The organism is Ktedonobacter sp. SOSP1-52, assembly GCF_016587395.1.
Genome location: NZ_BNJH01000001.1, coordinates 1,950,061 through 1,963,191, shown reverse-complemented (window position 1 = coordinate 1,963,191; position 13,131 = coordinate 1,950,061). Strand labels below are relative to the sequence as shown.

Genomic DNA, 13,131 nt, shown 5'->3' with positions numbered 1-13,131 from the left:
GTTTGCGCCGCATGCGGCGCGAATCGAGGAGTGAGCGGAGAGGCAAGCTCTCCCCATTGTTTCCCCTGTTGGGACCTATCCCCCCTCTTTTTCGCACCGCACCCCCTCTTGAGACAAGCTTGAACCGATCTCGCATCTCAACGCTGTGTGCGTGTGAAAGGATTCCTAATGTTTCCTCGCTTTTCCAAACGCCTGTCCTCTCGGCCAAAGCTCGCACTGCCCATCAATCGCAACTACACCTTGTTGTGGCTTGGTGGGACGATCTCGCTGATTGGCGATATACTGTTCACGATGATGCTCATCTTATGGGTCGGGACGCTGCTGCAGAATCAGAGTGCGGCCCCCCTTGCTGTCAGCGGCGTGGTGCTGGCCGCCGCGCTCCCGGCCCTGCTGATCGGTCCATTCGCTGGCGTGTTTGTGGACCGCTGGTCCAAACAACGGACGATGCGCCTCATGGATGCGCTGCGGGCCGTGCTGGTGTGCTCCCTTTTGCCGATCAGTGGACCGCTCCCGCTGCCACTGGCTCTCAGGCTCACCATCATCTATCTCGTGGTGGCAGCCGTTAGTGCTCTGAGTCAGTTCTTCACTCCGGCGACCAAGGCGATCCTCAAAGAGGTAGTCCCGCAAGAGCAGCTGACCCGCGCTTCGGCGCTGACCGTCGGGGCCGGCGTGTTCAGCTGGGGCATCGGGTCTGCCTGTGCGGGCATCTGCTACGTCTCCCTGGGAGCCGGGTGGGCGATTGCCTTGAATGCGGCCTCGTATGCCTGTTCCTGGGTGTTGATCGGGCGCATGCGCGTCTCTGCGGCAGAAAGGTGTGCGTCAGCCCACCCCACATCACTGTGGCCCGTCTTGACGGAACTGCGCGAGGGGTTGCGCTTCATCGGGGGCCAGCTCCAGCTCCGCACTCTTCTGCTTACCGAGAGCTTGTTTTCCTTTGGATGGGGCATTGTAAGCGTCCTGGCCTTCTTCTACATCACCCAGAATATCCATGTGCCCATGAGCCTGTTTGGCCTCTTCAGCGCAGTGCCAGCCATTGGGGGCATCGTGGGGACCTTGCTCGTTGATCGTGCGGCGGCCAAAGTCGGAGCGACCAGCGTCTATGCTCGCGCCCTCCTCTTTGCTGGGGTGATGATCATTGTCTCAACCGTCCCGAATCAGGCGATCATCGACCTGGTGGGTTTCACGCTTATTGGCATCGCCACGATGCAGGCCGAGGTGCTGGTTGGACCCTTGGTCCTCTTTGCCACGCCAGAGCAGATGGTGGGCCGCGTCTTCTCCACCCTGGGAACCGTCACGACCCTCTCATCATTCCTCGCCACGTTCCTCAGCGGGTATGTGAGCAGCACACTGCTGCAAGGGGTCGTCGTCCATCTGCCCACAGGCGAACTGAACGCGACCAACCTGCTTCATATCGGGGCTGGGGTTCTCATCTTTGTGGGGGGACTGCACGCCTCTCGCCAGTTCAGAAAACTTCAATAGCATAACCACATGGACAGGAAGGCGGGCCACCACCCAGGCGCATCCAGAGCAAGGCGAACATCGAAAATGAGGCTTTCGATATTCGTGATGTTCATGCGCAATGCGCGAGATTCGTGCAGTGGCCCAACCTCCTGATAGCTCGCTTGCGAGAAACGGAGGGCTTGCTATGCTATTCCCATCGACGGTGCGTTTGACCTGCGAAGAGCAGGTAACCTTGGATGCCATGATCCATCGAGGCAAAGCCAACGCCCGGACCGTGACCCGCGCCCGCATTCTGCTCACATCAGCAGACGGATGGAGCACAGCCGCCATTGCAGAGGCTTTGGATGTGTGCCAAGCGACCGAGACGTCCGTGCGGCGGCGCTTCGTGCAAGGCGGACTGGGAGCGATCTTGCACGATAAAGTCCAGCAGCACCGCCGCAGTGCGCTCTCTGGATTGCAGACGGCCCATCTGATCGCCGTCGCCTGTAGCCCAGCGCCCGACGGACATGATCACTGGACGGTGCGCTTGCTCGCGGACAAAGCCGTTGAATTGGGCTTTGTGGAGACGATCTCTCTGGATACGGTCCAGCGCCTGCTCAAAAAAAATGAACTCAAGCCCTGGCAACAGGAACACTGGTGCCTGCCCAAAGTGAGCGGGGAGTTTGTGGCAGCGATGGAGGATGTGTTAGACGTCTATGAGCAAGTGTATGATCCAGCCCATCCGGTCGTCTGTTTCGATGAGAAATCCGTGGCGCTGCATGCCGATGTACGCCCCACGCTGCCGGTCGCCCCCAGGGGTGCCCGAGCGGATTGACTATGAGTACGAACGCAAAGACACCGCTAACCTGTTCTTTCTGGTTAGTAAATGAGGCGAAATCCGCAACAATTTTGGGGTGAGCGTGAAATAATCGGCGTGAATTGTAGGAATTTGCCATGCAGCATTTGGTAAAACCGCTTCTCATCTGATTTCTCCCTTCAACATTCTGTAAATTGCAAGGCGTGACGCTGAGATACTACGTCACATAATGCCCAGACGCGCGATGTGTCATCGTGTGTGAGCGAAAAAGAGGGCTAAAGCGCCTCCAGTCCTAGATGAGCTACAATAAGAGGAGTTCATTTATACACTGGAGGTTGTTTTTGAGTCAAACTGTTCTGCTCAAACGAGGATTACTGCTGGAATATCTGACCCTGGGGTGGAATGTCGTCGGCGTCATCCTGGTCGTTCTCGCGGCCTACGCCGCCCGGTCTGTTGCCCTGGCAGGCTTTGGCCTGGACTCGCCCATTGAAATCTTTGCATCCGTCGTGGTCGTCTGGCAACTCAAGGGGATCAACCTGAACCGTGAACGCCTGGCGCTTCGCCTCATCGGGATTGCCTTCATTGCGCTCGTCATCTATATTGTCGCCCAACTGCTAGTCACGTTTCTCACCGGGGCCCACCCGGCCACCTCTGTTGGAGGAATCATCTGGATTGCGGCTACCTTCATCGCCATGTTACTGCTCGCCTTTGGCAAGCGGGTCACTGGGAAGAAACTTCAGAATGAGGTGTTGCTCACCGAAGGACGGGTAACGTTGGTGGATGCATACCTGGCTGGAGCTGTCCTGTTGGGACTCCTGCTCAATGCGCTCTTTGGCTGGTGGTGGGCTGATCCGCTCGCTTCCCTCGTCATCATTTACTACGGTATTCGGGAAGCCATGCACGCGCTCCAAGAGTCAAGGAGTATGAAGGAAGCGGAAGAGGGGTCAAAGGCTTGACCTTCCCATCGCTGGAAGGTGTACACTTCCAGTGAAAAGGAGGTCCGCGAGAACAGTGATAGAACGCACACATCAGGACGAAAACACATTGCACGGTCAAGAACGGCTGACCATTGGACAGATGGCACAGCGCTCAGGCATCAACGCCAAGGCCATTCGGTATTACGAAAGCATTGGCTTGCTTCCGAAGGCTCCGCGCAGCGCAAATGGGTATCGGAGCTTCTGTCAGGCCGATCTCATAGTAAATAAGGCGAAATCTGCAACGATTTTAAGGTGAATGTGAGATAATCAGCGCGAATTGTAGGAATTCACCATAGAGGCTCTGGAGAAACCGCTCCAGAGGCGGATTGTTTCGCACTGTTTTTGTAAATACAGGTAAGCCCTGCTTCACAAATGCGCGAGGAAACAGTCCAAAAAGGTCAATGGATACGTGGCCCAAATTATCAAATATAATAGCCCTATGACAGCTAAAACATCCTTTACGAAAGAAGAGCTTATACGCCTGCTTGCCGACTACAACTTGGGCCAATATCAAGATCACAAGCCGTTTGAGCAAGGCGCCGACCAGACCAACATTCTCGTCGTCACGACCAAGGGCAAATACGCCTTTCGATACTACGAAAAGCGTTCAGTGAACTATGTACTGTTTGAGATCGACCTTTTGCAGTATTTAGCCAAGCATTCGTATCCGTGTCCTGCACCTCTCAAGAATGGCCAGGGCGGTTACATGGGGATGTACAATCACAAACCCTTCGCATTTTTTGCATTTCTTGAGGGCGAGCACAATAACAACGATGAAGACAACTTTAAAGAAGCTGCAAGAGTGATTGGCAAACTCCATACCATCACGAGAGACTATAAGCCAAGCCATGCTGAAGCGAGAGACAAATATGATCCTGCTTCGTGCCTTGCATACGCCACTGCTCATACCCATAAAATAAAGACCGCGACTGATACTCAGTTACGGCTGGATTGGTTAAAAGGAGAACTTTGTAAGCTACAACTGCCTGACGCCCTGCCAAAGGGAGCATGTCATGGCGACTGCAATCCAACCAACTTTCTCTACTTGCATGGACCTGTTAGCGCTGTCCTCGATTTCGACCAATCGAGCTACACCTACCTGCTCTATGACGTCGCAAGCTTGATTTACTGGTGGACCTGGCCAGACAAAGGCGAGATTGATTTCTCTCAATCCAGATCACTGCTAGAAGCATATGAGAGCGTCAGAACGCTCGAGCAACGGGAGAAAGAGCACCTCTATGACATGCTTAAGATGATCAATTTCATGGGGTATGCTTGGTTTATCCATGACGACGAGGATTATCTCAACAGCCAACGAAAAGTTGAGCTACTCAACTCCATCGGACGGGAAGCGTTTTATAAAACGCTGTTCGAGTAAAGCAAGTGGTAATAGGCCTCCCGCTACGTAAGGTGACACCTTACGTAGCGGGAGGCTTTAGAGTAATTTAGCGGGGGAAAAACGAATGGACCCCTGTTGTGACCAAGCGCATAACTCACCCTCTTCTCTCTGCACAGGCCTCATGCCACTTTCATGCTCAGCAGCCGCATGGGAAGCCGTCTAAGACGTGTCCTACTCTCGTGGGGGACAACAAGGCCCTTCTATGTCAGGCTCTGCATTTTGCAGACCGTGCTTTTTCCGCCACAGGCGCCTCACCTCGCGGCTATCTAACCAAATCACATCTCGCTCCGATTCGTAGATCCAGCAAACGCTTTCGGTTGTCATCCACTCATGCAACGTCTGTCGTCCTATGCCAATCTCCTTCGCCGCCACGGAGACACTCACCAGTTGGTCTGGCGGCAAATGCTCGCGGTAAAATTGCAGCAGCGCCGCATGCAGCAATCCCCCTACTCCCGAGCGCTGGCATCCCTTTGGAAAGAACCAGGTCTTTCGATCCGGTGAATCATACACGACCGAGCACACCTGGAAGACCTCCCCACGTATGCCTCCAACGATCTCAACCGTGCGCCATCCCCACTCCTGCTCTCGACGCTCTGGTTGGACCGCCGCAGGGTAGCCTTCAACATACTCCGCAATCCAGCGCAATTTCTGGCCCAGAAGACTGGCACGCAGGTGTTCAATACTCTGAGTTCGAAAAGGCTCCTCGGGAAGAATGCTGAGCGCCCGGTGGTACTGCCGCTCGCGCGCCTGGATCGCCTGCAAGGTCATATCTATGATTTCCTGGTGCTTTGGAGTCATCTCAGCTCCTTGCGCCGTCACCAGCTCCAGGCAATTCCTGGCTTCTCTGGGGACGTTTCCTGCTGCCACCTCGCGTTTGCGTGGAACATACACACACCCCTACGCTTCACACTCGCTCCGCAAGCCGTCTCAGACGTGTCTTTTCCTGTCTGGGACGTGCCCCACCTTCCATCGTAGACGCATCCAGAAAACACATCCTCTTGCAAAACCGCCCTCGCAACTCATTGTGTCCGGGGATACCATCCTACCCGCTGGAGCACCAACGAATGCGAACACCACCTGCGGACAAGAACGCGCCTGCGGGGCCCACAACCAAGAACAACCGGGTCTCAGCGCCTGAAGGTACAATAAAACACCTGCGGTACAAGAGGAATGCAAGGGAGGCCAACGTTACCTCCAAGGTACAGGCTAAGGAGAGGGGTTTCTCCGTTCCCATTTCAAAATGGCCCCGTAAGGGGGATGGGTTGCGTAGACAGCAATTTCTCCTTGATCTCTAGGCGCGGGGTTTCCTTGCACCAAACGAGGGAACGCAAGCACCAAGCAGAGAGATGATCCAATCATCTTACCCGAACCTACACCCACGGCATGCGCAACGAGATGTACAGTTGGATGAAGTGGCTTTGCAGGCTGCTCTAACGCTCTTGTCTTTTTTTTAGCAAGTGATCAGTAATACCTCTGCCTTATGAAAACAGGAGGGCTATAAAGGATGTTCTTAAGCCCAATTACTTATGAGTTAAATCTCGTTGCGCATCCTGTGGGTACACGATTACAAGCACGAGGAGGATGCTCATATGGATGATGTTGATACAGACCGGCTAAGTGTAAGAAAGATCATAAAATCACCACTTCTGACGTATAAAATCGCCAATTCTTTGAGCTTGATTTGAAAGTTTGTTCTTCACTTTTCTGACGCATATCTTTGGCCGAATTCCAAATTGACTCATAACCCTGCCTGAAAAAGCTGCACACCAAAATTTCTTCTCCGAATCCCCGTTTCACGCCTTAACTAGGCGAGGAATTGCGTCAATATGGCGAGCAAATGCGTCAACACCTTGTTTTTAGACCAGAAATGGAGTATGTTCTCAACGGAGGAAATAGTTATATGCGTTCCATTCAATTTACCCTTCTCCCAGCCCCAGACATTCTTAAAAGGGATGTCGAGTGCTTTCGGATCGCGCACTATTCAGGTGAGGAAGGATTCGCTCTCACCGTCAGTCCAAATGGCATGCCAGGGATCGTCTTACAACAGAACAACGGGCAGTCTCCTGTTGAAACGATCATCACTCCTTCCAGGAGCACTGGCTCCATCCCCACCGTCTATATCTACGGACAAACAACCGAGCCAGGGGTCATGAACCACAAAAAGGGGCCGTATACAACAGTACAAGTGATTTTTAAACCTCACGCCCTCCAAACCCTCCTTGGCATCAACGCATCAGCCCTGACCCATAGGTTGGTGGAGCTGCATGAATTTTCAGCTCACTCTCTTCCCGAGCAATTGCTTGAAGCCACCAACGAGCAGGAGCAAATCGCTTTACTGACGAGCTTTTTAGTGGCTCAGATCAAGCAGGAGAAACCGAGGGATACGTTAGTGGAAGAAAGCCTCCGTTTGATCCACCAGCATATCGGTGCCATTCAGGTGAAATCCTTACTGGACCACTTGAATATCTCAGAACGCCAGTTTGAAAGGAGATTCAGCCAAACGGTGGGCGTTCCCCCTCAGTTGTATATCAGGGTGAAGCGGTTTAACGAAGCAGTACGACTCATGAAAACCGGGCAATTTGAGGCACTGACAGCTGTTGCACATGCGCTAGGCTTCCATGATCAATCTCATTTTATTCGTGACATCAAGGCATTTGCAGGCATGACGCCTACAAACCTGTCCCACAACGCTGATGATTTTCATCACGGTCAAGCAGGATATTTTTATCTCGCATGACGGTTTTTTACAAGTATTCAAGAAGCTGCCAGTGTATACTCCAACGAGATAGAGTTAAAAAAGGAGGCACTGATGTCGCACACATCGTCCAATTCTTTACCCAAAGTCCTGCTCTCCGGGCTCGCCATGCCTGAATCGGCTCGTTGGCATGAGGGTCGATTATGGTTTGCCCATTGGGGAACGGGTGAAATCGTTGCCGTAGACCTCAATGGGAAAAGCGAAGTCATCACTCGTCATGCTCCTCCTGCTTTTGGTTGGTCCATCGATTGGTTACCCGATGGCCGTCTCTTGATCACAGGGAAGGAGCTTATGCGCATGGAGCCGGATGGGTCGATGGTTCGCCATGCGGATCTGAGCAGTATTTCTCAATTCGGTTGGAACGAAATTGTTGTAGACGGTCGGGGTAACATTTACGTTAATAGCATAAACTTCGGCTTCCTTGCCGGGGAGCAACCCAAATCAGGTATTATTGCCTTAATCACCCCGGATGGCAAAACTCGGAAAGTTGCGGATGATCTCTCTTTCCCCAACGGCATGGTGATAACGCCTGATAACTCAACACTGATCGTCTCAGAATCCTTCACGGGCCGGCTTCTTGCATTTGATATCGCCTCAGATGGCAGTCTATCCAATCAGCGGGTATGGGCAGAAGGTCTTGGCCCAGACGGTATTAAAATGGATGCTGAAGGCGCCATCTGGGTCCAGGCAGCCGACATACGGGCAGTGACTCATCGTGCCGACTCTCCAGAAGGGGCAGTTTTACGGATACGCGAAGGCGGAGAAGTACTGCAACGCATTGAACACGACAAGGATATTTTCGCGGTAACGCTTGGTGGCCCAGATGGCAAGACCCTGTTTCTGTTGGCTACTGAATTCCGCGGCGTCGATAAGATTAAGGAAGTGGCCGCGGCCAGAATTGGGGAAGTGGTAATCAGCCAGGCACCGGCACCCGGCGCAGGATGGCCGTGACAGAGGCCAGACCGCCCAATGGCAGTTCCAACGAGAGCTATGGGATGTAGTTCTCGCCTGTCCTCGTGTCGAAGCGGCGCAGATGGAGACCATTGCATGTAAGGGGCAAGCTGTTTGCCCCTTACATGCAATGGTCTCCTTTCTGAAGGTTGGCTCTGTGCATGTCTGCAAAACAGAACCATTTTAAACAGGGTCCTCAAAAAATCTGACGCATATCCTCGCCATTTTCTTCTCCTGACGCATATCTCCCCGTTCTGTTCTTTGGAGACAAAAACGTACGGTAAAAAACGAAAGAAACGTTGACGTTTGACGTTAAAATCTCTCGTTATTGCCTTATTCTTATGAGAACATTAAACGTTACGTGAACGTTCTACGCGACCACTGAAGCATGACGAGATCTATGCATCGAATAAGTGTAAAACGTTCTTCGCAATGTGAAAGAGCGACAACACGGCCTCTATCCTTACGCTAACGTTTTTTCCTCTAAAGATCGTTTCGGCAAGTTTATGGGCTCTTGACCACTTTTGGGGCTTAGTCCTCGCTTGCCTTGGATAAAAAAATGCATATTGACATGCAATGATATATTTTTATCCATGATACTCCGCGAAAGATAACTTTCACACATAAAGCGAGGTTGTGATGGAAGGGGCTACTCTGCTCGCTCTACCAGAAGGAATGCAGATTGAACAGATCCAGATCACTGAAAACGGCTTGGTGATCCAGATCACTTCTACTACTCCTACATCATGTTGTCCACTGTGTTCTGAGCCGTCATCCTCGATCCACTGCCGCTACCAGCGCACACTACGTGATGTGCCCTGCACGGGCCAGCGGGTCCAATTGTTCCTCACTGTGCGCAAGTTCACCTGTCGCAACCTGTACTGTGAACGGAAAGTGTTTGCCGAGCGCCTCCCAGACTTTGTTAAACCGTGGGCCAGAACAACCATCCGCTTCTGCCAATAGATTACTTCCATTGGGCTTTCTACCTGTGGCAAAGGAGGAGTCAGGCTAGCTGCTCGTTTAGGCATACAAACCTCTCGCCAGACCATCTTGCGCCGCATCATGGACTTGCCTGACCCTCCCTGTGGATCGGTCTTTCATCTGGGCATTGACGAGTTTGCCTTTCGGCGCGGCTACCGCTTCGGGACAGTCCTTGTGAACCTGGAGAGCCACCGTGTGGTCGATTTGTTGCCAGACCGACGGGTAGAAACCGCCGCAGCCTGGATGTGGCACCACCCGGACATTACGATAGTGAGCCGTGATCGAGGAGGCGAATATGCATCCGCAGCAACACTTAGTGCTCCCCAAGCTATCCAATGCGCTGACCGTTTTCACATCTGTGTGCGCCGCATAAGCGCTTGTTAGATCCCTTTCTGAGAAAGGAGGGGTTGAGAGCAAAGATCCCTAAGACGGTCACTAACTTAGAGGGGAAACCCAAAGAGGACAGTAGCATGTGACAAAGGCAGACATGCCCGAAGGCGTTTACGGCATGGTCTGCGTGTCTTGCACGTTATGGTGAAGCTGAATTGCCGAACCTAGCCTGCCAGCGGCGGTAAGGAACGCTCGTCGTTGTAGATAACGCCTGTTGCGACGTTCCCGAAATACACATCAGTTCATGATGGATGTGAAATACACTGGGGTTCATCAGACCAGTGAAACGCTCTCTTCGGGAAGCGATGGGAAATGATCCCATTGAAGGAGGCGAAAGGGCACCTAAAGCGCGCTAGAACGTCTAACAAGCGAGAATGCGGGAAACGCTACGGGACGCGAGTCCTATGCGTTCGGAGCCCCCGTAGTAGTCGCGGGAGTCACGACCCGTCAAGGAATATGGGAAAACCATGTGCAGGGCGAAGGGGCAGCCTGAGAAATCAGGCCAGAGGATATCCTTTGACAAAGATGTCCAGGGCAGGTGTCATCGAGTTGAGTGTTGAAAGGGGCGCGTGATGCGTGAAACCCGCACAATCCTGCAACTCTTACGTGAACGGGGCAAGAAACGGTTGCCTCTGGAGCGCGTGTATCGACTGTTGTACAACCCAGATTTGTTCCTCACGGCCTACGGCCGCATCTATCGCAATGATGGGGCTATGACCAAAGGAACGACGGAGGAAACCGCAGATGGCATGGCGCGGGACAAAATTGCAAAGATCATTGATGATCTCCGGTACGAACGCTACCGATGGAGTCCGGCCAAACGGGTCTACATCCCAAAGAAGAATGGTGCCAAGCGCCCATTAGGCGTTCAATCCTGGTCAGATAAATTGGTGCAAGAGGTGATTCGTCTCCTCCTAGATGCCTATCTAGAGCCTCAATTTAGCCCTCATTCCCACGGGTTCCGGCCAGAACGAGGATGCCATACCGCACTACGGGAAATCTACCACAACTGGGTGGGGAGCGTTTGGTTCATCGAGGGCGATATATCGAAGTGCTTTGACGCGCTTTCCCATGACCTGCTGCTCTCGATCCTGCGAGAAACCATCAAAGACGAACGGTTTCTCCGCCTCATCAGCGGCCTCCTCAAAGCAGGATACCTCGAAGATTGGCGATGGAATCAGACCTACAGCGGCACCCCCCAGGGTTCCATTGTCAGCCCGATTCTGACCAATCTGTACCTGGACAAGTTGGACAAATTCGTGGAAAACGTGCTCGTCCCTCAGTACACGAAAGGGACCAAGAGGAAAGCCAACAAAGCCTACGAAAAACTCATGCATCGAGCTTCTTACCTGGCTCGTAAAGGGCGAAAAGAAGAAGCCCACGGTGTGAGGAAACAGGGGCAGAAGCTCTCCTCAATTGATCCTCAAGACCCTGATTACCGGCGATTACGGTATTGTAGGTACGCTGATGATTTCCTCTTAGGATTCGTAGGGACAAAAGAAGAGGCAGAAGAGATCAAACAGCAATTGAGCATCTTTTTGAAAGAAGAACTCAAGCTCGAACTCTCAGAAGCTAAAACGCTCATCACCCATGCAAGGACGGAAACAGCGCGGTTTCTCAACTACGAAATCCATACCCTTCAAGAGGATACCCACCGAGATCGACGAGATCGAAGAACGCTGAATGGGGGTATTGGATTACGAATCCCTGAAGAGGTCATCAAGGCCAAATGTCAACGCTACCGATCCCACAATCAGAAAGTACTCCACCGCACGGAACTCATCAATGACAGCGACTTTAGCATCATTGCCCTGTATCAGGCAGAATACCGTGGACTGGTAGAGTACTACCGCTTAGCGTACAATCTCCATCGTTTCACGACGCTGGAAGGAGTCATGGAGAAGTCGTTGACGAAAACCCTGGCAACGAAGCACAAGGTGTCAGTGCCAAAAGTCTACCGAAAATATCAGGCGACGGTCCGTGTGGAAAAGAAATCCTTTAAGGTCCTTCAAACCACGATTGAACGAAAGGACAAGAAGTCGCTCATCGCACAATGGGGTGGAATTTCGCTTCACTGGGATATCAAGGCACCGCTCAAAGACCATCAGATGTTCCTGGGTCCAGGCCGATCAGAGTTAGAAAAACGGCTCCTTGCCGACACCTGCGAGTACTGTGGAACCACAGGAGACGCAGAGCGAATCGAGGTGCATCATATTCGAGCACTCAAAGACCTGGCGGCCTATGACGGACGAGAAAAACCGGCATGGGTCAAAATCATGGCGGCACGAAAACGCAAAACGCTGGTGCTCTGCGCAACCTGCCACCAGGATGTAACCTATGGAAGACCGATGAGACGAAAGCCTATGTCAAATTCGCGTAAAAGATGACGCTGGAAAGCCCGGTGCCGAGAAATTAGCACGCCGGGTTTGGGGGAAGGAGGTCGAAAAAGGGTTACTTCATTGTGATACCTCGTCGGCTTCCCATCCCACAAGAACTTAACAGATGCTCTCCAGCCTCTACTGTCCCGCTGTCAGGCAGAGATGCTAGCCCCCTCCGTGCCACAGGATTCCCAGACGTCTCCCCCTCACACTCCGACCCTTTCGCTTGCCGAATGGCGTCCGAAAATCCCAGCTCATGTGGAGCGCGTGCAACAAGCACGACGAGCGGAGCGCTTGGCACGCTATGAACAAGCAGTCGAACTCAATCGTCAGGGAAAACCTCCCAAAGAGATTGCCAAGGTTCTCGGTGTGACAGGGCGAACCATTCAGCGTTGGTTGAGATCCGACACCTTTCCTGACGCCAAGCGGCGGCGGAGGAGGCCAGGCTCCTTCGAGATCTACGCGCCATACGTCCTCTCGCGCTGGGAAGCAGGCGAGCGAAACGGCCTGGCGATGTATCGTGACATCAAGGAACAAGGCTACGACGGCTCGGAGCGCACCGTCTATCGCTATCTAGAAACACTCAAACAGACCGAGGTAAAAGCTTCGGTCAATGTGCATCGCCTGCAAAAATTTACCGCGAATACGGCGATCTGGCTTTTTATCCGCGACCCTGAAACACTCGATGAAATCGAGAAGCAGGATCTGGAGATGTTCCGCCTAGCCAATCCCCAACTCTCGCAGGCGTATCAGCTGGTTCAAGAGTTTCTGGTGATGGTTCGCAAGCGAGAAGACCATCACCTGGATGCTTGGCTCAAGCGCGTCGAGATGAGCAACCTTGCCGAACTGCAATCCTTTGCCTCTGGTGTCGAGAAAGACAAAGAGGCGGTGAGGGCTGGCCTCAGCCTTTCGATCAGCAACGGCATGGTTGAGGGTCATGTCACCAAGCTCAAACTCATCAAAAGGCAAGGGTATGGCCGGGCTGGTTTCCTGCTCCTGCGCAAGAGGGTGCTTCATGCTATCTAGGGTCTTGGGTTAGAGCC

At 52.9% G+C, this 13,131-nt stretch carries 11 protein-coding genes and 1 pseudogene; 11 read left to right on the top strand and 1 reads right to left on the bottom strand.

What is annotated here, in order from left to right:
• Window positions 1-168: 168 nt before the first annotated feature.
• The 5 genes and pseudogenes from JMJ16_RS09165 to JMJ16_RS09145 all read left to right on the top strand — a co-directional run bounded on the left by JMJ16_RS09165 (window position 169) and on the right by JMJ16_RS09145 (window position 4,612).
• Entirely contained in the window at window positions 169-1,479 is a 1,311-nt protein-coding gene (locus JMJ16_RS09165; protein ID WP_201380519.1) for an MFS transporter, read from the top strand.
• Between the two features lie 166 nt (window positions 1,480-1,645).
• Window positions 1,646-2,275, top strand: a complete 630-nt coding sequence (locus JMJ16_RS09160) for an IS630 family transposase (protein ID WP_201380517.1) — start codon at window positions 1,646-1,648, stop codon at window positions 2,273-2,275.
• Between the two features lie 323 nt (window positions 2,276-2,598).
• On the top strand, window positions 2,599-3,213 hold the full coding sequence (locus JMJ16_RS09155; RefSeq protein ID WP_201380515.1) for a cation transporter: 615 nt from the start codon (window positions 2,599-2,601) through the stop codon (window positions 3,211-3,213).
• Window positions 3,214-3,319: 106 nt separating this feature from the next.
• A pseudogene (locus tag JMJ16_RS56865) lies at window positions 3,320-3,451 on the top strand (MerR family DNA-binding transcriptional regulator); the annotation flags it as partial.
• A 192-nt stretch (window positions 3,452-3,643) separates the two neighbouring features.
• Window positions 3,644-4,612, top strand: coding sequence for a homoserine kinase (locus tag JMJ16_RS09145; RefSeq protein WP_201380512.1), 969 nt, complete (start codon window positions 3,644-3,646; stop codon window positions 4,610-4,612).
• Window positions 4,613-4,804: 192 nt separating this feature from the next.
• On the opposite strand, the gene JMJ16_RS09140 is transcribed toward JMJ16_RS09145, so the two are convergent.
• Entirely contained in the window at window positions 4,805-5,431 is a 627-nt protein-coding gene (locus JMJ16_RS09140) for a hypothetical protein (protein ID WP_201380510.1), read from the bottom strand.
• Window positions 5,432-6,533: 1,102 nt separating this feature from the next.
• On the opposite strand from JMJ16_RS09140, the gene JMJ16_RS09135 reads away from it, so the two are divergent.
• The 6 genes from JMJ16_RS09135 (at window position 6,534) to JMJ16_RS09115 (ending at window position 13,114) form a co-directional block, all read left to right on the top strand.
• A complete protein-coding gene (locus JMJ16_RS09135; protein WP_201380508.1) occupies window positions 6,534-7,370 on the top strand; it encodes an AraC family transcriptional regulator in 837 nt (278 codons plus the stop codon).
• 72 nt (window positions 7,371-7,442) lie between these two features.
• Window positions 7,443-8,339, top strand: a complete 897-nt coding sequence (locus JMJ16_RS09130; protein WP_201380506.1) for an SMP-30/gluconolactonase/LRE family protein — start codon at window positions 7,443-7,445, stop codon at window positions 8,337-8,339.
• 639 nt (window positions 8,340-8,978) lie between these two features.
• Window positions 8,979-9,302, top strand: coding sequence for a transposase family protein (locus JMJ16_RS53885; protein ID WP_236601324.1), 324 nt, complete (start codon window positions 8,979-8,981; stop codon window positions 9,300-9,302).
• A 99-nt stretch (window positions 9,303-9,401) separates the two neighbouring features.
• The gene (locus JMJ16_RS53880) at window positions 9,402-9,704 is read left to right on the top strand and encodes a transposase (RefSeq protein ID WP_236601323.1); all 303 of its coding nucleotides are present in this window, start codon (window positions 9,402-9,404) and stop codon (window positions 9,702-9,704) included.
• A 578-nt stretch (window positions 9,705-10,282) separates the two neighbouring features.
• Window positions 10,283-12,097, top strand: a complete 1,815-nt coding sequence (locus JMJ16_RS09120) for a reverse transcriptase domain-containing protein (RefSeq protein WP_201380504.1) — start codon at window positions 10,283-10,285, stop codon at window positions 12,095-12,097.
• Between the two features lie 258 nt (window positions 12,098-12,355).
• On the top strand, window positions 12,356-13,114 hold the full coding sequence (locus tag JMJ16_RS09115) for a transposase (RefSeq protein WP_201380502.1): 759 nt from the start codon (window positions 12,356-12,358) through the stop codon (window positions 13,112-13,114).
• Window positions 13,115-13,131: the final 17 nt, after the last annotated feature.